Source organism: Aliirhizobium wenxiniae (genome assembly GCF_019511445.1).
Classification (GTDB): domain Bacteria; phylum Pseudomonadota; class Alphaproteobacteria; order Rhizobiales; family Rhizobiaceae; genus Neorhizobium; species Neorhizobium wenxiniae_A.
Genome location: NZ_JAEUAN010000014.1, coordinates 1 through 21,422 on the forward strand (window position 1 = coordinate 1; position 21,422 = coordinate 21,422).

A 21,422-nucleotide genomic window follows, 5' to 3' on the forward strand; every position below is an offset into this window, starting at 1 on the left:
GCCAGCCTCGTGCTCCCTCAGAATGCCAATGATCTGTTCGTCCGTGAAACGTGTGCGCTTCATTCTCTGGTCCTTTCGATGGGCCAGAGCTTACTTCAAAATGGATTATTTCAACGGGGCAAGGTCAATCTAGACGCACAGATATCAACGATGCGCACTGCAAACACATTTTACGCGCGGGCGGCATCGCGTGGCCTGCAGCGTTCGATTGTCGGCGCCGATCGAACGGATGAGTGCCTTCGCATGGCGTGGATGGGCGAAATCAAGGCCCTGTGCCAATACACAGCAACGATTGACGTCTCGCCCGAACAGGGGAACGGCAAGACGATGGTGGTTTACGCGAGAAACTTGCCAGTCCAGTCGCCTTTGTTCGTTTCTGAAAGATGGCTAGGTCAGATTGAGCGAAGATCCGATGCGACGATATAAATCTCAGTGCACTGTGGTGCAAAACCCAGCGCGGGTTCTAAGACTAACCTGTGCGATGAATTCACATGCGAGGTGGACCGCTTGCTCTATGGTACAGGCGAGCGTGTCATTGGGATCAGCTTCAAAAAATTCCAGGACGTCAACAAGCTTGCGCGCGGAGATTGACCATCATGATCTTGCTGCCGGATCCAGTTCGCAGAAGATGCGAGCGACCTCTTTTTTCAAATTCCTGAAAAATAGTCGCCTTTCCTCGTCAGTCAGACGGTAAATTGCGGTCTCTAGCTTTACGCTTCCGAGCAACATGTCAACTCCCCCTAGTAAAAAGAAGCGATACTATCAGATTGAAGCAGGCCGTTTGCGCACCGATTGCTAGGAGCTAGTCACTGCGGTCGAATTTGACAGTGTCCACCAACTGGGACGAGGCCCGATAGTTCCTTGGAGGAATATTACTATTTCTTAGGCTGAGCACACGCGCTCTTCAACGGCTTCTCCTTGTTGCGGTCAAGCAACTTGCCTGTGGAGTACCACCGGGTTCAACACTCCAATCGGGATAGACAATCTTCGTGAAACCGTCTGCGGTCACCGAATAGCGGAACTCAGGAAAGAGGTTATTTCTTTGCTGCTGCAGGGCTTGCAGTAATAAGGTACGTCCCGAAATTCTGCGGGGATCACCTCTCGCTGGTAGCCCGTGAGAAACGCGAATGGTATATGCGTTTCGCAGAGAGCCTTTGCCAAGCCCAGAGCGTTTCCTTCAGCAAGGAAGATGTCCAGCACAGCAGCATCTATCTGGTCATGCTCGAGATATTTGAGTGCCTCCCGCGCTCGAGGGAAAGGTCCGACCACCTCGATCCTCATCGACCTCAATAAGTCGGCCAATTCGCGAGCCTGTTCGTAGCTATCCTCTGCGATCAATACACGCCGGCCTCGAAGGTTGAGTTCATCTGGTTCCGTTATCGAAGCGTGCTTTTTAAAGGCACCAACATGTTGGAGATGCTCCGCAAGAGCCGACTGATACTGTCGTCGTTTACGCTGGTCGATAATCCGGCCAATGAGTTTCTGACTTCTGATTAGTGACTTGTCTTTCATCTGACCCCTCCGCAGAATTTATCTGCAAAAACTAATTCAGGATCAGCTTATTTCAACTTCCTCTTTTCAGATATTCGTTGTGCAAAAAAGAGGCGGGCAATCTCTCGCAAAGCAGGGACTTAACCAAAAGCTTAACGCAGCGTCGCCGTGGCTGCCGGTCTGCAAATTACCCTGAGAGGCACCAAATCAGCTTCTTGGGAACTGACATCGACCCGAGCCACCCTCCATCTCGTCCTCTCCGATGGCTCGAGGGGCATCATAGGTCGCGACAAACTCAATATGATGAAGCCAACAGCCTGGCTGGTGAACACGTCGCGTGGCCCGCGTCGACGAGGACGCGCTTGCGAAAGCCTTGGCGACGAACTCGATTGGTGGCGCTGCTCTTGATGTGTTCGATGACGGCCCTGTTCGTCCGGGACACCGCCTGCTATCGCTTCCCAATGTCATTGCAACTCCGCATATCGGCTTTGTCACCGAGCGTTCGTATAGGATCTTCTATCGGGAGACTGCCGAGAATCTATTGGCGTGGCTCGACGAGCTCCGATTAGAACCCTTTAGGGCGACCGAGCCCTCGAATATGAAAAGCGGGATTTTCCTGAAGCCCTTGGATCAAAACAACGGGCCACCGGTTCGAACCATTTCAAGAACTTAGTCCGCCATACCACGTCCCGTCGTCGAAATGATCAATTGAGCGGTAGACGAGGGATAGCCGTGACTTGACGATTTACAAGACCGCTGCTTCAAGTGAGGCATCGAAACGTCGCCTCGGGGCTCATGTGAAAATCCTTCTCGTGGAAGATGATGCTGAGCTGGCCCAATGGCTCATCAAGGCGATGAACCAGCGATACGAATTCATCATCGAGTGGGCGGAAGATGGTCGCGCCGCTGACGCTCGCTTGCGTAACGAGGAGTTTGATATCGTCATTCTCGATCTCGGCCTGCCCTTTATGGATGGCCGGTCGGTTCTGTCCGCTATGCGGGCTAGGCGGGACACCACACCGGCTCTCATCCTGACCGCACGCGACACGTTAACCGAGCGGATCGACAGTCTGCACCAAGGTGCCGACGACTTTCTGGCCAAGCCCTTTGCAATCGAGGAGCTGGAAGCACGTCTCGTTGCATTGGTGCGCCGCGCCCATGGCCGCCACGCGGGGATGTTCACCTGCGGAGACCTGTCGTTTTCTTCATCCGAACAGAGGTTCACACTTGCAGGCTCCGCCCTGGAATTGACACCCAGAGAACATTCGATGCTCCGGATACTGATCCAGCATGCCGGCGAACCGATGTCGAAGCAGAAAATCCTCGACCGCATGTTCTCCTACGATGCCGAAATACAGCTTGAGGCGATAGAGGTCATCGCGCATCGACTTCGAAAGAAACTTGCCGGCTCGGCACAGATCAAAACCTTGAGAGGTATCGGCTACGTTCTGGAGGAGGCCGGGACATGACCGGGCATTCGCCTAGTGAAAAGTCAACGGCAATATTTCCACCGAGAGCGGAGGGGTGGGCGTAGAGCTTCCCTACAACCTCTTCGAATTCTTCCAGCTGACGGCTCAGGGTGCTGTCTACTTCAACATCTCGACAAGCGATGGCTTCGTGCAGATTGGAGACGTCCTGCTGCCAAAGGCGCGAAGTTCGAGGAGTGGCGAGCTCAGCTTCGAAGATGCCTTATACTTCGGGAAGGAGGTTCGGATCGGGACGCTAACACGGCCGCTCGATCCTTCGAAACGCGACGGCACGCAGGTCACGATCCAGGTGGCGGAAACGAAGGTCTCAAGGACCTCCTTCCAGAACGAGTTGATATTGCGGGCGGTGCTGCGCGATCTTCTTGTTGTTGTCGTACTCACTGCCCTTCTTGGTATTGGTGTCTATGTGGCGGTGAAGCCCTTGAACCGATTGCGGGAAACGATCGATGCAAGGGACCCGGACGATCTCAAACCGGTCGAGGCTGCGTCACTGCCTTTGGAAGTAAGGCCGCTGGTGCAGGCGATGAACCGGTTGATACAGCGGACGGTTGATGAGGCCGAGCAGCAACGCCGGTTCCTCGACGACGCGTCGCACCAGCTCAGGACGCCTATGGCGATCCTCAGAACTCAAATCGACTATGCTTTGCATCAAACGGACTTCAAGGACGTCCATCAGACACTGCACGCGTCACGCGACGTTCTCGATCGCTCCATCAGAACCACCAACCAGCTTCTGTCTCTCGCCAAGGCGCGGACGTCGCAAGGAACAGATATCTATCCCCAAGTGCAGCTCGACGTCACGGAGATTGCTGCCGACACTATACGCATGCTATGGCCAAGGATCCGCGCAAGACGGATGGAATGCGTGCTGGAAGCTTCGGACGAACCTGTTCACGTTAGGGCGAACGAGGGGCTGCTGCAAGAAGCCTGCATGAACATCATCGACAATGCGATTACATACGCGCCGGAAGGCACGCTGATCACTGTCACCGTGCAAAATCAGCGCGACAGCTGCACTATCGAGGTGATTGACGAGGGGTCCGGAATGAATGCGGAGGAACTCGCATTCGCGGGCACCAGGTTCCGGAGTGGAAATCGCAAATCAAGCGGCAACGGACTGGGATTGGCAATTGCCATGACCGTAGCTCGGGCAAATGGAGGCACGATGACGGCGGAAAACCGCCAGGACAGATCGGGGCTTATCGTACGAATTGTGCTTCCGGCGACTTGATGAAAGCCAGTTGAAAGCTTGGGTAGGTTAAAACATGCGTTGCAGATTGGAGGTCTGCACACGTCATATGGAGGAGAGAACTATGACTTCTATTTACCGCGCCGCTTTTGCGGCCGCGCTCGCGTCGGCTGCGTTCTCAGTCACGCCTTCCACATCGCATGCCGAACCGAAGAATCCCGAATGCGTTGCTCCGGCTCAGCCGGGCGGCGGGTTCGACATCACCTGCAAGCTTGCCCAGGCGTCGTTGCAGGAATCTGGTGCCGTCAAGTCGCCGATGCGCGTTTCCTACATGCCGGGCGGCATCGGAGCGGTCGCCTACAACTCGATAGTTGGCCAGCGTCGTGCAGAACCAGGAACGATCGTCGCCTTCTCGGCCGGATCGCTCCTTAACCTCGCACAGGGCAAGTTCGGCGCCTATACTGAGAAGGACGTGCGCTGGGTTGCTAGCGTCGGCACGGATTATGGCGCGGTCGTCGTACAGGACGATAGCGAATACAAGTCGCTCAAGGATTTGATGGAGGCGATCAAGAAGGATCCTTCGTCGGTCATCATCGGCGCCGGGGGCACGATCGGCAGCCAGGACTGGATGAAGGCGGCTATGACGGCACGTGCGGCCGGCATCGACTACAAGACTATGCGATTTGTGGCCTTCGAGGGCGGCGGAGACTGCGCAACAGCCCTACAGGGTGGCCATGTCAATGTCTGCATGAACGACGTCGGGGACAGCCAGGCAGCCATCGACGGCGGCGCGCCGCTCAAGCTTCTGGCGATCTTCTCCGAGAAAAGATTGCCGGGCAAGCTTGCCGAAGTGCCGACCGCCGCCGAACAGGGATTCGATATTAAATGGCCGATCGTGCGTGGTTTCTATGTCGGACCTGATGTCAGCGACGCGGACTACAAGTGGTGGTCCGATGCGTTTGCCGCGACCATGAAGGCACCTGGCTACGAGGCCGCTCTTCAGAAGCGTAACCTCCTGCCCTTGCCCATGACAGGCGAAGAGACGACAGCCTTCGTCCAGAAGCAGGTCGCTGCATACAAGACGCTTGCGACCGAATTCGGTCTCGCCACCAAGTAAGGGCAGTTGCCATGAATACCGACCGTCTCCTGGGAGCGACCGCACTCGCGGTCGCAGCATTGATGCTCGCCTTCGGCTATGGGCTTCAGGCACCGTTCGCATATGAACCTGTCGGTCCCCGGGCCTTCCCGCTTCTGGCCGCGGGGGTGATAGCCATCTGCGGCATCATGTTGCTGCTGAAGCCCGAAGAGCCTGATCAGGCTCACAAGGCCGGCTCCGGAATGGCGATTGCTGCGCTTTCCGCGTCGCTGTTGGCTTATACGGTTCTGTTCCAGCCTCTCGGCTTCGTGATCTCGACGGCGATCTTCATGGTTCCGATTGCTATGATCTTCGGAGCCAAGTGGTGGCAGGGGGCGGTGACAGGGGTGGTTCTTGGCCTTGCTTCCTATCTTCTATTCGACCGCGTTCTCGATGTGGTTTTACCGGTCGGTCCGTTTGGAGGGATCATCTGATGGACACTCTCGGCTTTCTTGCCCATGGCTTTGGTGTTGCCTTGGCTCCTACCAATCTTCTTCTTGCAACCCTGGGGGCCATCGTCGGCACAATGGTCGGCGTCCTCCCGGGACTTGGTCCGATCAACGCCGTCGCCATGCTTGTCCCGGTCGTCTTCGCGCTTGGACTGCCGCCTGAGGGATCTCTGATCCTGATGGCCGCCATCTATATCGGCTCCGAATACGGCGGCCGCATCAGCGCCATCCTGCTTAACGTCCCCGGCGAAGCCTCGGCCGTCATGACGGCGCTCGAAGGTTATCCGCTGGCGCGGCAGGGAAAGGCGGGAATTGCGCTGTCCCTGTCGGCTTGGACTTCGTTTGTCGGCTCGGCGATTGCGACATTCGGTATCGTGCTCGCCGCACCCGTGCTCGCGCGCTGGGCGCTCGCTTTTGGACCGGTGGAATATGTTGCGTTGATGGTCTTCGCCTTTTCTTGCTTGACGGGCCTGCTTACTGACCAGCCCGTGAAGGCGCTGCTGGCGATCATGCTCGGGCTCGCCATCTCGACGATCGGCATCGATGCGAACTCCGGCGTCTACAGATACACATTCGGCTCGCCGAACCTCGCAGACGGCGTTCAGTTTGCGACCGTCGTCATCGGCCTCTTCGCCATTAGCGAACTGCTGATCATGCTGGACACGATGCACGGCGGCGCGTCGATCCGCATCGAGCAACTCGGCCGCAGTCTCTTTAACCGCGCTGAATTGCGTTTCACCAACATGGCGACGCTACGCGGGTCCCTGATCGGATTCTTCGTCGGTATCCTTCCGGGTGCTGGCGGCACGGTCGCATCGGCTCTCGCCTACACCACGGAGAAGCGTGTTGTGGAAAAAAGCGACCCGAAAGGCAGCCATTTCGGTAACGGTGACCTCCGTGGACTTGCTTCAGTTGAGGCCGCCAACAACAGCGCGTCGAACAGCAACTTCATTCCGATGCTGACATTGGGCATCCCAAGCTCCGGAACCACGGCGATCATGCTCGGTGTTCTCACCCTCTACAACTTGACCCCCGGACCGGCCCTTTTCCGGTCGCAGCCCGACCTCGTATGGGGCCTCATTGCCTCGCTCTTCATCGGCAACATCATACTGCTTGCCATAAACATCCCACTCGTCGGGCTGTTTGCGAAGATGCTATCGGTCCCGGCGTGGGTCCTTGTCCCGTTCATCGTCGTGGTCAGTGCGATCGGCGTTTATTCGGGGAAATCGACGACATTCGACCTCGTCCTGATGGTCGCGCTCGGGGTCGGAGCCTATTTCCTTCGCCGCGTCGGCGTGCCGATGGCGCCCCTGATCCTCGGGTTGGTACTGGGAAAAATCCTTGAGCAAAGCCTTCGCAGAGCGCTGTCCTTGTCGGCTGGCGATGTGTCCATCCTCTGGTCAAGCCCGATATCCATAACGCTCTGGATCATGGCTGCGGGTGTTCTGCTGGTCCCCATGCTGATGCCGAAGTTTAGAAGCTGGCGCCACAAGACGATCGTTGAGACGGACTAAGAGAAGGGCTACCGCATGTCGTATCTTGTTCTTTCACCCGATGAGGACGTGCCGTCAGGTCTTCGGCTGCGTCGGATGCTTGACGGCCCCGAAATCGTCCGGATGCCTGGTGCCCACAATGGACTAGCTGCGTTGCAGGCAAAGGCGAGCGGCTTCCAGGCACTTTACCTGTCCGGCGCGGCGATGAGCGCCTCCATGGGCCTGCCAGATCTTGGTATTCTAACCCTGGACGATGTACTGTTCTTTACACGGCAGATCGTTCGGGCGTCCGGGCTTCCGCTTCTTGTGGACGCAGACACGGGCTTCGGCGAAGCGCTCAACGTCATGAACACTGTTCGTCGTCTTGAGGAAGCCGGGGCTGCCGCCATCCAGATCGAGGACCAAATCCTGCCAAAGAAGTGCGGGCATCTCAACGACAAGAAGCTGGCAACGCCGCAGGATATGGCAGCTAAGGTTGCTGCCGCCGCCAGGGCCCGGCGCTCGCTGCTGATTGTTGCCCGCACCGATGCCGCTGCCGACGAAGGCATCGACAAAGCGATAGACCGGGCGCGTCTGTATGTCCGGGCAGGTGCCGATGCCATATTTCCCGAAGCGTTAACGTCCGAGGCGATGTTCTCGGAGTTCGTAGCGGCGATGGGAGACGTGCCACTGCTTGCCAACATGACGGAGTTTGGCCGCTCGCCACCGATGACGGCGCAACGGTTGCAGGCCATAGGCTACAAAATTGTCATCTGGCCGGTATCATCGCTGCGGGTTGCCAACAAGTCGCAAGACGCACTGTTCGCGGAGATCGCCCGTCTAGGCTCGACTGGCCACCTTCTCGCTTCGATGCAAACTCGAGCCGAACTCTATAATCTGCTTGATCTGAAGGGCTATGAGGCGCTCGACGCGAATATCGTCCCAACCAGGCTCCCATAGTGATTATCAGCCCGTCCCAACAGGGAAGAATTTGACCATCGTGGACTTCGAAGCGGAGAAGGCCATTGCCAGGGCGTTGGGAGGATCTGCCGGAAAGCGCAGTCCCGCGCTCGATATACAGAAATCACGGACTGAAACCACTAGGCTCTTGGCGCGTGTCCGCTCAAGACCTAAAATTGTGGTCGGCTCTCATCGCCATCGGCCGATAATGAACTTAGTCTCTCCAGAGACACTGCACACCACATCTCTGGAGGAGTCTGGTGGCCCTTATGACCATGGTGTGGAGCTGGCGTCAGACCTGTGCCATGCCTCCGTCGACAACGAGTTCTGCACCCGTCGTGAAACTGCTCTCGTCGCTTGCGAGGAAGAGGGCGGCCGCGGCCACCTCTTCGGGCCTCCCCATGCGTCCAAGAGGGATCATGCTGGACAGTGCATCTCGCACCTCCTGCGACGCGCTTGCCATCATCGCGGTGTCGGTCGGTCCAGGGCTGACGACGTTGACGCGAACGCCTCTGGGAGCAAGTTCGTTGGCCCACGTACGCGTAAACGAACGGACTGCTGCTTTGGTCGCACCGTAGACACCATAGCCCTTGGTGCCGATGTCGCCCGCGATTGAGCCGATGAGTACAATGGTTCCGCCGGATTGCATGAGGTCAACCGCACCCTGCGCTGCGAACACGAGGGATCGGACGTTCAGCCCAAATGCTCGATCGAAATGGTCGTCCGAAATCTCTTCGAGCGGTGCATATTCGGACAAGCCCGCGTTCACGACAAGCACGTCGATGCGGCCTTCTTTCGAGCGGATATGCTCGATGACGCGCTTAAGATCGGTCTTTTCGTTGGCGTCCGCTTGAATGACCCGGATACTCCCCGAGCCCTCCGACTCTGAAATGTTCTCCCCACCCTTGCGGCTGGTCGCGTAGACCCGTGCGCCCTCGCTGGCAAATCTCTGCGAAATGGCTCCGCCGATGCCACCGACGCCCCCGATAACGAGGGCGATTTTGTTTGCTAATCTGTTCATGCTAACTCCATCAATAATGATGTGATTAGATATAATGTCTATACCTACGGTCAATTACGCACTATGAGTAAAGCAGATATCGAGGAGTATACCTATGTCATTGGATGACGGAGGAATGTCCACCAAAGCCAGCATGCCTCGCCGGCCCAAGCCTGTCTCGGTTGAGGCTCTGTTGGACGTCGAGAAGGCGCGGCCGGTGCTGGAGCAGATCGCCAACAAGTGGTCTGTGCTGATCCTGACTGTATTATGCACCAGACCGTCACGGTTCAACGAGATCATGCGGCGCCTTGACGGGATCACGCACAAAGCGCTTTCCGAAGCGTTGAAAAGACTGGAGCGCAACGGGCTCATCCGCCGTGAAGTTCTGACGACGACGACGCCGGTCGGCGTCGAATATACCATTACCGTGCTCGGCCGCTCGCTTCAGCAGCCGTTCGAGGCGCTGTACGCCTGGTCCATGACCTACGGCCCGGAGCTTGAGCGCGCGCAAATAGAATACGATCGCCAGCGAGACTAGCTCCCTGACGATCGCGCTGCCTTCTACTAGCGGTCCTAGACCCTAACGAGCAGCTTGCCGAAATTGCGGCCCTCAAGAAGACCTATGAATGCTGCGGGGGCATGTTCAAGCCCGTCCACGATGTCCTCTCGATACTTCAACCTGCCGTCAGCGATCCAACCAGCGGCTTCCTCTAAGAATGTCGGTTGCTGCTTAATGAACTCCACGTTCATGAAACCTCGAACTGTGATGCTCTTGTGCTGGATGACCTTCATGGAAGAAGGAAGCCGGTCAACGGATGGCGGGCCTAACGCTTCGTCATTGTAGTGGGAGATCATCCCGCAGAGGGGCACACGCGCGAAATTGTTGAAAAGTGGCAGGACCGCATCCCAGACGGCGCCGCCGACGTTTTCGAAATAGACATCGATCCCGACCGGGCAGGCCTCGGCGAGCTGTTGCGCGAAGTGTGGATCACGATGATCGATCGCGGCGTCAAAGCCCAGTTCGTTTTTGACGAACGCACATTTCTCAGCACCCCCGGCTATCCCAATGGCGCGCGCCCCGTCGATCCTGGCGAGCTGGCCAACGACTGAGCCAACCGCTCCGCTTGCTGCGGCGACGACAACAGTCTCTCCGGGCTTCGGGCGCCCGATGTTGCGCAGGCCTGCATAGGCTGAGAAGCCGGTCATGCCCAGGACGCCAAGTCCGGTAGAGATCGGAGCGGCATGCGGATCGATCCTCCGCAAATCGCTTCCGTCGGAGATGGCATGGGTCTGCCAACCCGAGTAGCCAACAAAGATGTCGCCTTCCTTCCAATTCAGGTTGCGGGACCGTTTGATCCTGGAGACCGTGGCGCCAACCATCACGTCGCCGATCGCGATCGGATCAGCATAGGACTTGGCGTCGCTCATGCGTCCCCGCATGTACGGGTCTAGCGAAAGGTAGATGGTTTCGAGCCGAACGTGATCATTGGGCACCTCGGGCAGAGGCGCTTCTTCGAGACGAAAGTTAGCAGGCTTGGGCGGTCCCGCCGGCCTTGATGCAAGCACGATCCGTCTGTTGGTCTGTGACATGGGTGGCTTCCTCAAAGTGTGTCGTGACAGACCGCCGCGTTTCTTTCCGGTGCGGCGGTCGCGATCGCGTTTCAGTTTGCGAAAAGTTGCTTCAGGAAGCTCATGGTGTCAGGCTGCGCGGCACGGATGACGGTGAAGTGGTCCGTGTGCGGATACTCATTGTATGTCACAGGTGTTCCGTCTGCCTTTAATCGCGCGACCAGCGCCCGCGTCGTGTTCAAAAAGACAAAGGAGTCGTCGGGGCCAAGCGAGATGAAGGTCGGCTTTTTGAGGCGGAAGTTCGGGTTGGCAGCCGGGTCGTTCGCAGTAAGAAACGCGGCCATCTTCGGATCACTAGCCCAATCTTGTCTGAAGCCATCGAAGGTCGCACCTTTTGCGGCAATTGCTTTAGACAGGCCACCGATGGCAGGAACCGAGCAGCGTGTCGTGAATTCCTTCAGCTGCGCTTCAAGATCAGCGCCCATGACGGATGAAGCCTTGAACGAAGGATCAATCACCTTCAACCCAGTCGTCATGAGGGCGACGTTGAAGTTCTGGAGAAGGCGATAGTCGCTTGCCTTTTCAGGGTTCGCTACGGCTCGCTGGCCTAGCTCTTTGACGAAAGCATCGATCGAGGTGTAGGGCGCTATTGCCGCCGTTCCGATGTATTCCAACTGCGGGGCTTCATCGGCATAGGCTTCGACGCCGAGGACCGCGTGACCGCCGTCAGAATGCCCAACCGCGGCGTACTGCTTCGAAAGGTTGCCGTCGACATTGTGAGCGGCAACCACGCCGCTGATCAGCGAACGCGCCAGACTGCTGGCACTGAAGTAGGGGTAAGGAACCGTTGCGGCTTCGCCGAGACCTTCCAAATCAGGAGCAACGACTGCATAGCCCGCGTTTACAAGCGTCGAGATTTCGAACAGGTAATCGCTATTGAAGCCGTCCTTTGTAAGGCCACCATCAAGCTCACCTGTCAGGCTGGGTGCGCATAGCTTATTGCCAGGTGTCGTCGTCCCATGTGCCCAGGCAATTACTGGCCATCCACCGGGTGCCGCCTTTCCGTCCGGCACCAACAGGAGGGTTGATGCCGTTGTGAGGTCTCCGGACACCGACTACATGGTGTGGACCATGAGCTGTGCGTGTCCCTTGATTTGTGGTGAAATGTTGTGCGGTTTATGGGAGATCACCGCTCCGGACGTTGCCGCTTCTTCGACAGCCAGGGCGGGAACGGTGGAACCGGCGATCATCACGGTGGAGCTAAGGATCGTCATGACGAGCGCGTGCGTGACCGCCCGTCTTAATGTCGAGGCATGCATAAGACACTCCAGTTTGTTCAATTCAGAATAGACCTCGCGCGGGGGTGCTGTGCACAGCCCATGCTTGCGAGGGCGATTGGGAGACCTGATCGGCCTCATCCGCAGAAACGGGCGCAATCGCTCGCTTAAGATATACGTGGGTTATCTACGGTCAATTACGCACTTTGCGTAAACAATGTTTCGGAAAGTATATCGACTTCATCGCATCGACGACGCGATGGCCGCCTCGCCACCAGTTAAGCTGCTGGAGCAGTCACGAGTTCATGACCCGCGGCCGGCTGCTGGAGCTTCGCTAGCCAGCCTTTCAAAAGGTTATACATGCTTACGTGGCAGCAATCGCGCGAGAATAAGCCCCGGGCGGCATCCCCACATGCCGACTAAAGGCGACATTGAAAGCGCTCGTCGAGCCATAGCCGACGCGTTCAGCGATTTCCGCCATCGCGACCTCGTCGCGAAGAAGCTCTTTCGCCAAGGCCATCCGCCACCTCGTTGCGTATTCCATCGGCGCGACGCCTACCTCCTTGCGGAAGCGATCGAAGAAGGTCGAACGAGACATGGCAGCCTCTTTGGCAAGCGTCTCCACCGTAATGCTGCGACCTGGATTTGCGTGTATCCGGCGTAATGTCGGCGCCAGCAATGGATCGGCCATGCCACGCAGGAGACCCGGCGGTGCCTTGGCGCTTGCGGCCGATCGTATTGCATCGATGAACAACACTTCGAGCAACCGATGGAGCACCATCTCACGCGCGGCACGGTCGGCCCTCGTCTCCTCGTTGATCATCCGGACGAGAGCCATCAGTCGCTCTTCACCATGAACATGGATGACCTCCGGCAGCAGCGATACGAGAAGGGCCTTGTCATCCGAGCCGAACTGACAATGACCAACCAGTGCCTTGATCTCCGTCGGCCATTCCGGATCGCCCAGACGAAAGACACCGGGGCTGGTCTCCAGGCGCTGGGCAAGTGCGCCCCGTGGCGGCGCCTCCATGCTGCTCATCGTGAACGAGAAAATCTTCGGAACCAGGACAAAATCGCCCGCAGCCAGCACCATGGCCTCACGGCCGGCTATCGTCATCAGGCAACGGCCCTCGACCACCGCGCAGTAGAAGGGGCTTCCAAGCTCCGTGCGCTCAACCAGCCACCGACCGCCGCCCGTCACCAGCTTTGAGATCGACGGGCTCGGCTTCAACAAGGAAACAACTTCAGCAACCGGATCGGTCATCAATTCGGACTTCCGCTAAACGCTTTTGGACGTACGCCTATAGCAGGTCCGGGTGACTAGGTCCATCTTCAGCCGAGTTAAATGTCAGGAGACGGAACATGCCAAAGATCCTCATCACCGGTTGCTCGTCCGGTTTCGGCCTCGCCACCGCACAGAAATTCTTGGACGCCGGGTGGGACGTCGTCGCAACCATGCGCACACCGCGAAACAACCTTCTTCCTTCGAACGACAGGCTCGAAATCCTGCCGCTAGATGTCACCAGCGCGGACAGCATTGCTGAGGCGGTCGAAGCTGCCGGCACGATCGATGCTCTGGTCAACAACGCCGGCGTCGGCATGCTCAATGTGCTCGAAGGCTCGGAGATGTCGAAGGTTCGCGAACTGTTCGAGACAAACGTCTTCGGCGCAATGGCGATGACAAAAGCCGTCCTTCCGCAGATGCGGGTCCGGCGCTCAGGCGTCATAGTCAACGTCAGCTCCGCCGTCACGATAAGGCCGTTGCCCGCTCTCTCGGTCTACAGCGCCAGCAAGGCGGCGCTCAATGCCTTCACGGAGAGCCTCGCGCTCGAGGCGGCGATGTTCGGCATCCGCGCTAAAATCGTCCTACCTGGCTCTGCACCGACGACCGGCTTCGGCAAGAATGCCGTCTCGCGCATGGGCATGGAAATCCCCGAGCCCTATGAAGTTTTCGTCCACGACTACATGAAGAAGCTGCGTTCGGGCACTGAGGTCACTACGCCGGAAGCTGTTGCAGAGGCCGTCTGGCGGTCTGTGACAGAGATCGACGCGCCGATGAAGATCCCCGCCGGCGCCGACGCGGAAACCTCGTTCCGCGAAGCGGGTCATTCGCTCGCCTGAATATCACCATCCGAAATCCACTTTTGAAGATCGAGACCCATGAACAATCTGATCAATCTCGCGAAGCATATTCCGACCACTGAAGCCACGCTCACCGTTGCCTACACGCCGATCCGCCTCTCTATGCCCGGTCGCCAGCCGCTGGAGCTGCGTTTGACAGCACCAGCCAATGGCGCTGACTTGCCCATCGTGATTCTTTCACATGGTTTTGGCCCGTCCAACTATGTCCCTTCAAAGGACGGCTACGCGCCACTTGCACAGTTCTGGGCGGAGAGAGGGTTTGTCGTGATCCAGCCGACCCACGCGAGTTCGAGGGTTGGTGGCCTGCCGAAGGATTCTCCCGGCGCACCATTTTTCTGGCGCGAGCGTGTTGAGGAGGTAAAGGCAATCCTCGACCAGTTGCGCGAGATCGAGCGACAGGCTCCCGCCGTTGCTGGCCGGATGGATCATCTACGCATCGCTGCCGTTGGCCACTCCCTTGGCGGCCATACCGTTGGACTTCTGATGGGAGCGCAGCTCAATGGTGAGGATTTTTCCGATCCTCGCATCTCGGCGGGCACTCTCCTGACAACGCCGGGCCGCGGCGGCAAGGATATGACCGAAGAGAACGCTGCTCGGTTTCCGTTTTTCGATGTCGACTTCTCGACCTTAACGACACACAGCCTGGTTGTCTGTGGTGATATGGATAAGCCGCATTTCACCACCCGTGGCCCTGAGTGGCATGCAGATGCGTTTCACGATGCGCCGGGCGCTAAAGCAATGCTGACCATGCACGGCGTTGGTCACGGCCTAGGCGGGATCGCCGCACTAGACGCAAAGGAAACAGAAACAGAATCCCCAGACGTGCTGGAAGCGACGCGGCGCCTGACGCTTGCGTGGCTTCAGACGGCTCTCAAAGCAGACGACGGGGCGTGGGAACGAGCAACTTCGGCGCTTTTCCAGGATGCGGCAACGCTCGCCACTGTCTCGGAGAAGCATCTTTGACAGGCGCTCGGCTTCTGCTTCGCCAGTTGGAGACCCTCGGCCTCAGTGAGAAGGTCGATGTCAGTGAGCATAAGGCGAATGTCGGGATTGTTTTCAAGGACGTTGATCGCCTCTTGAGCATTTTGACCTGCAAATATCTCATATCCTGCTTGTTCGAGTTCCTCGACCAGCAATAATCTCAGGACCGGGTCGTCCTCTACGACAAGGATAGCATCTGCTTTGGGCATGCAAGATGACCCTCTGTTGTCTGTGTACGGTATCGTACGCTCAGAACTGTCATAGGTGGCATCGGTTCCAACGCTTGTCTCGCTCGAAGGATCACGGCGCCAAGCATTCGTCGCAAATGCCGCAGCCGTCTTCGTCCATGGCGGAGCTCGGACGCTGGCAGCAGCAGCAGACGCAACCGGCTGACTCATTCTGATTGATGCGTTTTGGAGCCAAAATCTCAATGTCCGCGTCTGAAAACATCCCAGTCATTGCGTCACCCATCCCGATGCTCCCAAGTCGAAAATCGCAATCGAGATAGGATCGCTTTTCAAACGAACAAGATAACCTCCGGAGAGCTGAAAAAAATTTCGGATCAGGTCTTGAACGACAAAAACTCAAAAACCAAATCGTCCAGCGCCGACGGCCCATTAGGGAGCCGGTTAATCAGGGGAGCACTTTGCTTCCTTCCATGTTGCTTTACGGAGGATATGGTTATGAGAACTGAACTTGATTTTGCACCACTCTATCGTTCGAGCATCGGCTTCGACCGCGTGTTCAATCTGCTCAATAATACGCAGCGTCTCAACGCAATCGAAACCTGGCCTGCCTATGACATCGTCAAAACCGGCGAAGACGACTATCGCATCACAATGGCAGTGGCGGGCTTCGGCGAAGGCGATTTGGATATCACTCAGGAGCGCAACGTCCTGGTGATCAAAGGCGGGAAAGCCGAAGAACTACAGGGCGAATATCTCCACCGCGGCATCGCTGGCCGGTCCTTTGAGCGCAAGTTTGAGCTTGCCGATCATGTGAGGGTCGAAGGTGCCGATCTGAAGAATGGCCTGCTGACGATTGCCCTGAAGCGCGAGGTCCCCGAAGCCATGAAACCGCGCAAGATCGAAATCGGCGTCGTTTCGTCTGCCGGCGAGCCGCTTCGACTTGGAGCCGACCGCCAGGTCGCATGACCGCTTAACCGAGATAAAACGCCTCTTGCTATCAGCCGGCCCGTCTGGGCCGGCTTCAGTTATCTGTCCTTGCCGAGCACACGAAGGAGGTTGCTATGTTGCTCGCTCAATTTGACAAGCCGATCTACGCACAGCGCCGGTATTTCGTGCAGGAGATAACCGGACTGGATGACGTGTTCGATTTTCTCGACGAATGGCCCCGAGATAAGCGAAACCTGGCTTACGACACCCTCGTTCGCTACTGTCGTGAGGCGGCGAGTGGTCACTGGCCGATCGATGCGGCTCGCGAGAACTTTCGTATTTTTCTGAAGCAGAACAATAAGCTTGCCGAGCTCGGGGATGTCCCGCCTCATCTCAGGCGTGACACTGGCGCGAAGATCAGCGGGGCGTGATCGTCAGAAGCAACAGCCTCGCCGGGTTCACTGCTCATGGCCGCTATAGATCCGGTGCATCGTCTCTGCGGCGGCTTTTTCGACCGGGATTTCGAAGAAAACGTCCGGATTGCTCGCCAAAGCCTGAAACATTCGCTCAATCAGATCGTCTCGCTCTGGGCCCGCGAGGTGGTAACGCGCGGCGTAACGGCCTAGCAGCGTTCTGAGTATGCGCATGTCGCTCGCGGAAAGACCCGGGCTCCTCCTATCCATATTCTCCTCCCTGAATTGATCAGTCCATAAGGGCTGACCACTGTCAACTCCTGCATAATGTCCCGCTGTAGCCGAGATAATTGCGACAGTGTCTGACATCAAGGAGCCTGCGCAATGCTGCCTTTCATTGCGCGGCGATGCTGGCCGTCACCTTGATTATCATCTCCGAAAACACACCTATCGCCGTGATGCTCTTGTCTTTGGAGGAAGGATGGCAGCGGAAAGGTATACGGCCGATGATCCTGAAACCCGACTGGCACTGTTCGACTTCGCCTTCGAGAATGCTCCGATCGGGATTGCTCTGGTCGATCTTGCAGGACGCATCATTCGCGGCAACGCGGCTTTCGCCAAGTTGGTTGGGCTTCCGACCGAGAAAGTCCTGGGCACTCATTTCAGGGACTTCACGCATCCAGACGATATCGAGGCGGACCTGATCTTGTTCCAGCAAGTGCTGCAGGGAAAGCGGGACGGTTATACGATTGAGAAGCGTTACCTGCGACCTTTCGAAGAAGTCGTTCACGTGCTGATCCATGTCGCTGCGATGCGCGATGCCGAGGGCAAGGTCGTTCGCTTCATATCGCAGATCGAAGACATCACTCGCCACAAGGAGCATGAGCGTCAGCTCGCCGAGCGTGCAGCGCAGCTCGAACTGGCGCTTGAAGCTGTCCGCGGCGGCTTCTGGCAGATGGACATCCTGACAGGAAAGTTTGAGACCTCGGATCGGCTAGCTCAGTTCATCGGTGGCCCGATGGCGGCGTGACTTGACCTTGAGCGCTATGTCAACAGGGTCAACGTAAACGACGGGGCGCAAGCCGATCTTACGCCGCTGATTGCCGGTCAGCTCGATCAGAATGTCGCCGAGTATCGTCTTGACACCGTTCACGGCGAGCGCTGGATGCGCTGTGATCGGCGGCTTTTGCGTGACAGCGATGGCCGACCGGTCAAGATTGTCGGGATGGCAATCGATTTTACGGAAGACCGCCTTCGGATCGAGATGCTGGAGGAGACGGCGCGCACAGACGCTCTGACCGGGCTGCTGAACCGTCGTGGATTGTCGATCAATTACGCTGCCTTGCAGTCTGCCGACGGGTTCGCCGTCCTCGCGCTAGACCTGGATGGGTTCAAGGAGGTGAACGATACCTCTGGCCACGCAATGGGAGATCTCGTCCTGCAATCTACCGCCGAGCGGCTGACTTCAGCCGTCAGGAGCCAGGATCTCGTGGCACGTACCGGCGGGGACGAATTCGTCGTTATTGTCGCCGGCGATCGATCAACAGGGGAGGCAGCAGCTGAACGGATAGTCGCGCGGATGAGGGAGCCTCTTTTGATTGACGATAAGATCGCCGATGTCCGCACGAGCATCGGCGGGGTTTGGACCGGCGAAAAGCGTGAGGTGTCCGAGCTCCTGAAGGCGGCCGACGCGCTTCTGTACGATGCGAAGGCGGCCGGGAAGGACACCATCATGTTTCAGTCGGCGTCCTGATCGGTGCTTTGACAGAGATCTGGATCTGTTCCGAGAATGTCAGTCGTCTTGGCGTCGTGAGCGGAACGGCGTAGTTGTTGTGCTCGGCGTGCTGTGAGGTCATTGTACCGAGACCTCAACTCGGACATCTCGTATTCGCCACTGATCCAGAGCTCGACCCAAGCCAGGAATTCTGGGTCATCGTCGATAGGCATGCCCCGCACCGCGGCCTTTGTGCGAACCCGATCGAAAATCATCCGCCGCCCGTCGCTATCAGTCGCCACTCTGCACCTCTTTGAAAACGGAAGCGCTACAGGAAAACTGCGATCCCTTCTGTGTTGACGACGTAGATGAACTCGTCCCACGCCTCATGAGCAGATGCGAATGGTTCATTCCAGTCGGTAAGCTGGTCTTCTAGGCTCGTCACCTCCATCCGCCAATCATCGCCGCCTGAGCGGCGGAAGATTTCCACGAGGACCGTCGTCCCGTTGTCGGTGTAGCGGCCGGAGAGTTCGGAACGTTCAGAAAGCGGCTGATGCTGGTTCATTGGGTCACTGCGGATGATTGTTCGTATCCCATAATATGCCTGCTCCTTTCGGTTGCAAGACGATCGCATTCGGATCTTGATCATGTCGACTTCCAAAGAACTCCATCACACCATTCGGTGGCGGAAATCTCGGCAGCGTGACGCTCGCCGAGTGCCTTGGGCAGGAATTTCTACACTTTAGCCTATCCCGAGACGCGGGTCTCCGGTTCACATCCAATCAAGGCTTAAGTTGTTTTCGTGGGCGTGCCTGCCCTCCAATTGCCGGCACTACTGCTGGAAAACCGAATGACGCATTATCTCATCAACGAAGTCTGACACGATGCGCGGAGGATACCTATTCTGGGGCAGGACAAGCAAAGTCCGAAAATACACCGCCGGCTCGAACGGGATGATCTTCAGTCCTCGGCCGATATACGGCTCAGCCGTCATAGGATTCACCAGACCCACGCCCATGCCGGCCTGGATCATCGCGCAGATGGTTGTCGAATACGGGGTCTCTAAGACAACCTTTGGCTTGACGCCTCGATCCAGGAATATCGCCTCGACGGCTCTCCGCGTGGTATCTTCGGGCGAAAGTGCCACGAACGGCTCGCCCTGCAAATCTTCGGGCGTCAGAGCACTCGCTCCATCCAGCTTATGACCTTCGGGCACCGCGATCGCGGCCCGGTAGCGTGCAAACGGCCTGACATCCACGCCATCCGTTTCGATCTCATCTGCTGCAAGCCCGACGTCGACCTGTCCAGAGGCAACGAGGTCCTTGACGGTCGATGAGAGCTGGGCTTGGAACGTGATTGCAACATTGGGATGCCGGGACTGGAAAGCACTCAGGGCTCGCGGGAGAACGTTGGTGCTAAGTGCGGATAGGCTGGCAACCTTGATCTCGCCCGACCCGAAGTCTCGGATCCTGGCAGCTGCACTTTTAAGTTTGGTGAGCCCCGTGAACGATCCCTCGACTTCCTTAAAGAAGATGTTGGCTTCAGCGGTTGGGAACATCCGACCGCGCTCTCGCCGGAACAGCGGGAAGCCAATATCGCGTTCAAGCTGTTGAATTGCTTTACTGACGGCAGGTTGGGATATCCGGAGGACCTCTGCTGCGCGAGACGCCGTCGTATTAGTCATCACCGCATAGAAGACCTCAATTTCACGGATGTTCATGCCCTGCCCCATAACCTGTGAGAATGAAGTTCGAGGATAATGATATTGGACGGAATTGATATGCCCGTGATTTAATCCCTGCAAAGAAATTGCTCGGGATGAAGCCTCATGAAAGATCTGACCCAATGTGTCGTTACGCCGGACGTCAAAACTGAGGGGTTCGAAGCTCTCGGCGTTGCCACCCACCGGGCCTCAACTATCGTCTTCAAAAGCGCTGAAGCTTATGCCACGCGCGGGCAGCGCGGTCATGAGGGATATACCTATGGTCTCTATGGCACCCCGACCACGCGGACGTTGGAAGCTAAGCTAACCGCTCTGGAGCAAGGCGTACGAACGTTTCTCGTGCCTTCGGGCCAGGCCGCAAACTCGATCGCAATACTTCCGTTTGTGAATGCTGGTGACAAAATCCTGATCGCGGACACTTCCTACCCACCGGTGCGCGATTTCGCGAACCGAGATCTGGCCCGCTTTGGCGTCGATGTCGAATACTATAACCCCGTGTCGGTCGAGGATCTCGCTAGCAAGATCGACGATCGGACCAAACTTGTCTGGTGCGAATCCCCCGGTTCGACGACGATGGAAATTCAGGATTTGCCAGCCATCGCAGAGGTTGCTCATCGTTACGGCGCCCTGGTCGGCTGCGACAATACCTGGGCGACACCGCTGAACTACAAGCCCCTAGCGCTTGGCGCAGATATCGTCACCGAAGCGTTGACCAAATACATATCAGGCCACTCCGACTTGCTTATGGGGTCGATCACCATTCGAAGCGAAGAGTTGATTACGCCGATCCGGTCGCTCCTTGGTCGTTTTGGTATTGGAGTTTCGCCGGATGACGCGCAGCTGGTGCTGCGCGGGATGGAGACACTCGGCGTACGGTTGAAGCATGCGGCCGACGGAGCCGCAAAACTCATAGAGTGGATCGAACGTCACCCCTTGGTCGACCGCGTTCTTTTCCCATCTCTCCCCGGCTTCCCTGGTCATGAAACGTGGAAACGCGACTTCCATGGCGTAAGCGGTGTGTTCAGTGTCGTCTTGAAGCCGCAGGCCGTACCGCACGCTGCCGCCGCGCTCGATGTCCTGAAGACGATCGCCATCGGCGCCTCGTGGGGCGGCACGCGCAGCCTTGTTGCTCCAATGCCCGTGCGGCAAAATCGCAGTGCTACGGGCTGGGCCGATGATGACCTCGTTCTGCGGATCAGCGTCGGACTGGAGGATGCAGGCGACCTGCAGACTGATATCGAGGCATTCTTTGCTGACATCTCTTCGCGCACTGAAAGCGGAGCAATCGCACGCGCAAGCTAGACG

General features: G+C 57.5%; 25 protein-coding genes and 1 pseudogene. 17 read left to right on the top strand and 9 right to left on the bottom strand.

The annotated features are described in order from the left end of the window. Positions 1-426: hypothetical protein (locus tag JNB91_RS17310; protein ID WP_220326765.1), on the top strand; the 426-nt coding region annotated here is incomplete at its 5' end. 579 nt (positions 427-1,005) lie between these two features. Here JNB91_RS17310 and JNB91_RS17315 read toward each other — a convergent pair. Then, positions 1,006-1,512 (bottom strand): response regulator, encoded by a 507-nt coding sequence (locus JNB91_RS17315; protein ID WP_220326766.1) that lies wholly within the window; start codon positions 1,510-1,512, stop codon positions 1,006-1,008. Between the two features lie 147 nt (positions 1,513-1,659). Between JNB91_RS17315 and JNB91_RS17320 the strand changes: the two are divergent. The 7 genes and pseudogenes from JNB91_RS17320 to prpB all read left to right on the top strand — a co-directional run bounded on the left by JNB91_RS17320 (position 1,660) and on the right by prpB (position 8,183). Next, a pseudogene (locus JNB91_RS17320) lies at positions 1,660-2,164 on the top strand (NAD(P)-dependent oxidoreductase). 64 nt (positions 2,165-2,228) lie between these two features. Beyond that, positions 2,229-2,960, top strand: coding sequence for a response regulator (locus tag JNB91_RS17325; RefSeq protein ID WP_223218234.1), 732 nt, complete (start codon positions 2,229-2,231; stop codon positions 2,958-2,960). A 34-nt stretch (positions 2,961-2,994) separates the two neighbouring features. Then, positions 2,995-4,209, top strand: a complete 1,215-nt coding sequence (locus tag JNB91_RS31450; protein WP_346269361.1) for a sensor histidine kinase — start codon at positions 2,995-2,997, stop codon at positions 4,207-4,209. 82 nt (positions 4,210-4,291) lie between these two features. Beyond that, entirely contained in the window at positions 4,292-5,284 is a 993-nt protein-coding gene (locus tag JNB91_RS17335; protein WP_220326768.1) for a Bug family tripartite tricarboxylate transporter substrate binding protein, read from the top strand. A gap of 11 nt (positions 5,285-5,295) precedes the next feature. Further along, on the top strand, positions 5,296-5,736 hold the full coding sequence (locus tag JNB91_RS17340; protein ID WP_220326769.1) for a tripartite tricarboxylate transporter TctB family protein: 441 nt from the start codon (positions 5,296-5,298) through the stop codon (positions 5,734-5,736). Then, the gene (locus tag JNB91_RS17345) at positions 5,736-7,265 is read left to right on the top strand and encodes a tripartite tricarboxylate transporter permease (protein ID WP_220326770.1); all 1,530 of its coding nucleotides are present in this window, start codon (positions 5,736-5,738) and stop codon (positions 7,263-7,265) included. The genes JNB91_RS17340 and JNB91_RS17345 overlap by 1 nt, the downstream gene beginning before the upstream one ends. A gap of 15 nt (positions 7,266-7,280) precedes the next feature. Then, positions 7,281-8,183: a methylisocitrate lyase gene (gene prpB / locus JNB91_RS17350; RefSeq protein WP_220326771.1), complete on the top strand. Its 903-nt coding sequence runs from the start codon at positions 7,281-7,283 to the stop codon at positions 8,181-8,183. Between the two features lie 292 nt (positions 8,184-8,475). Here the strand turns inward: prpB and JNB91_RS17355 are convergent, their stop codons facing one another. Continuing rightward, complete coding sequence (locus tag JNB91_RS17355) at positions 8,476-9,204, bottom strand: SDR family NAD(P)-dependent oxidoreductase (RefSeq protein ID WP_220326772.1); 729 nt, start codon at positions 9,202-9,204, stop codon at positions 8,476-8,478. 115 nt (positions 9,205-9,319) lie between these two features. On the opposite strand from JNB91_RS17355, the gene JNB91_RS17360 reads away from it, so the two are divergent. Next, positions 9,320-9,721 (top strand): winged helix-turn-helix transcriptional regulator, encoded by a 402-nt coding sequence (locus JNB91_RS17360; RefSeq protein WP_220326773.1) that lies wholly within the window; start codon positions 9,320-9,322, stop codon positions 9,719-9,721. A gap of 35 nt (positions 9,722-9,756) precedes the next feature. Here the strand turns inward: JNB91_RS17360 and JNB91_RS17365 are convergent, their stop codons facing one another. From JNB91_RS17365 to JNB91_RS17380, 4 genes are all read right to left on the bottom strand, one after another. Continuing rightward, positions 9,757-10,773, bottom strand: a complete 1,017-nt coding sequence (locus tag JNB91_RS17365; protein ID WP_220326774.1) for an NADP-dependent oxidoreductase — start codon at positions 10,771-10,773, stop codon at positions 9,757-9,759. A gap of 71 nt (positions 10,774-10,844) precedes the next feature. After that, a complete protein-coding gene (locus JNB91_RS17370) occupies positions 10,845-11,825 on the bottom strand; it encodes an alpha/beta fold hydrolase (protein ID WP_220326775.1) in 981 nt (326 codons plus the stop codon). A 42-nt stretch (positions 11,826-11,867) separates the two neighbouring features. Beyond that, positions 11,868-12,071, bottom strand: a complete 204-nt coding sequence (locus JNB91_RS17375) for a hypothetical protein (RefSeq protein WP_220326776.1) — start codon at positions 12,069-12,071, stop codon at positions 11,868-11,870. A gap of 322 nt (positions 12,072-12,393) precedes the next feature. Next, a complete protein-coding gene (locus tag JNB91_RS17380; protein WP_220326777.1) occupies positions 12,394-13,293 on the bottom strand; it encodes an AraC family transcriptional regulator in 900 nt (299 codons plus the stop codon). A gap of 98 nt (positions 13,294-13,391) precedes the next feature. Between JNB91_RS17380 and JNB91_RS17385 the strand changes: the two genes are divergently transcribed. Together JNB91_RS17385 and JNB91_RS17390 are read left to right on the top strand one after the other, a co-directional pair. Next, the gene (locus JNB91_RS17385) at positions 13,392-14,150 is read left to right on the top strand and encodes an SDR family oxidoreductase (protein WP_220326778.1); all 759 of its coding nucleotides are present in this window, start codon (positions 13,392-13,394) and stop codon (positions 14,148-14,150) included. Positions 14,151-14,189: 39 nt separating this feature from the next. Further along, complete coding sequence (locus tag JNB91_RS17390; protein WP_220326779.1) at positions 14,190-15,134, top strand: alpha/beta hydrolase family protein; 945 nt, start codon at positions 14,190-14,192, stop codon at positions 15,132-15,134. Here JNB91_RS17390 and JNB91_RS31675 read toward each other — a convergent pair. After that, the gene (locus tag JNB91_RS31675; protein WP_430736305.1) at positions 15,032-15,550 is read right to left on the bottom strand and encodes a response regulator; all 519 of its coding nucleotides are present in this window, start codon (positions 15,548-15,550) and stop codon (positions 15,032-15,034) included. The genes JNB91_RS17390 and JNB91_RS31675 overlap by 103 nt on opposite strands. 285 nt (positions 15,551-15,835) lie before the next feature. On the opposite strand from JNB91_RS31675, the gene JNB91_RS17400 reads away from it, so the two are divergent. The 5 genes from JNB91_RS17400 to JNB91_RS17420 all read left to right on the top strand — a co-directional run bounded on the left by JNB91_RS17400 (position 15,836) and on the right by JNB91_RS17420 (position 18,433). Beyond that, a complete protein-coding gene (locus JNB91_RS17400; RefSeq protein ID WP_220326912.1) occupies positions 15,836-16,306 on the top strand; it encodes an Hsp20 family protein in 471 nt (156 codons plus the stop codon). Between the two features lie 95 nt (positions 16,307-16,401). Further along, positions 16,402-16,698, top strand: coding sequence for a DUF982 domain-containing protein (locus JNB91_RS17405; RefSeq protein ID WP_220326781.1), 297 nt, complete (start codon positions 16,402-16,404; stop codon positions 16,696-16,698). A 36-nt stretch (positions 16,699-16,734) separates the two neighbouring features. Continuing rightward, entirely contained in the window at positions 16,735-16,893 is a 159-nt protein-coding gene (locus tag JNB91_RS17410; RefSeq protein ID WP_220326782.1) for a hypothetical protein, read from the top strand. A 268-nt stretch (positions 16,894-17,161) separates the two neighbouring features. After that, entirely contained in the window at positions 17,162-17,710 is a 549-nt protein-coding gene (locus tag JNB91_RS17415) for a PAS domain S-box protein (protein WP_220326783.1), read from the top strand. Positions 17,711-17,905: 195 nt separating this feature from the next. Beyond that, positions 17,906-18,433, top strand: a complete 528-nt coding sequence (locus tag JNB91_RS17420) for a GGDEF domain-containing protein (RefSeq protein ID WP_220326784.1) — start codon at positions 17,906-17,908, stop codon at positions 18,431-18,433. A 289-nt stretch (positions 18,434-18,722) separates the two neighbouring features. Here JNB91_RS17420 and JNB91_RS17425 read toward each other — a convergent pair whose 3' ends face one another. Together JNB91_RS17425 and JNB91_RS17430 are read right to left on the bottom strand one after the other, a co-directional pair. Beyond that, positions 18,723-18,959 (bottom strand): hypothetical protein, encoded by a 237-nt coding sequence (locus JNB91_RS17425; RefSeq protein WP_220326785.1) that lies wholly within the window; start codon positions 18,957-18,959, stop codon positions 18,723-18,725. 267 nt (positions 18,960-19,226) lie between these two features. Then, on the bottom strand, positions 19,227-20,114 hold the full coding sequence (locus JNB91_RS17430; RefSeq protein ID WP_220326786.1) for a LysR substrate-binding domain-containing protein: 888 nt from the start codon (positions 20,112-20,114) through the stop codon (positions 19,227-19,229). A gap of 108 nt (positions 20,115-20,222) precedes the next feature. Here JNB91_RS17430 and JNB91_RS17435 point away from each other — a divergent pair, with 108 nt between their 5' ends. Further along, positions 20,223-21,419: a trans-sulfuration enzyme family protein gene (locus tag JNB91_RS17435; protein ID WP_220326787.1), complete on the top strand. Its 1,197-nt coding sequence runs from the start codon at positions 20,223-20,225 to the stop codon at positions 21,417-21,419. The last annotated feature ends 3 nt before the right edge of the window (positions 21,420-21,422 follow it).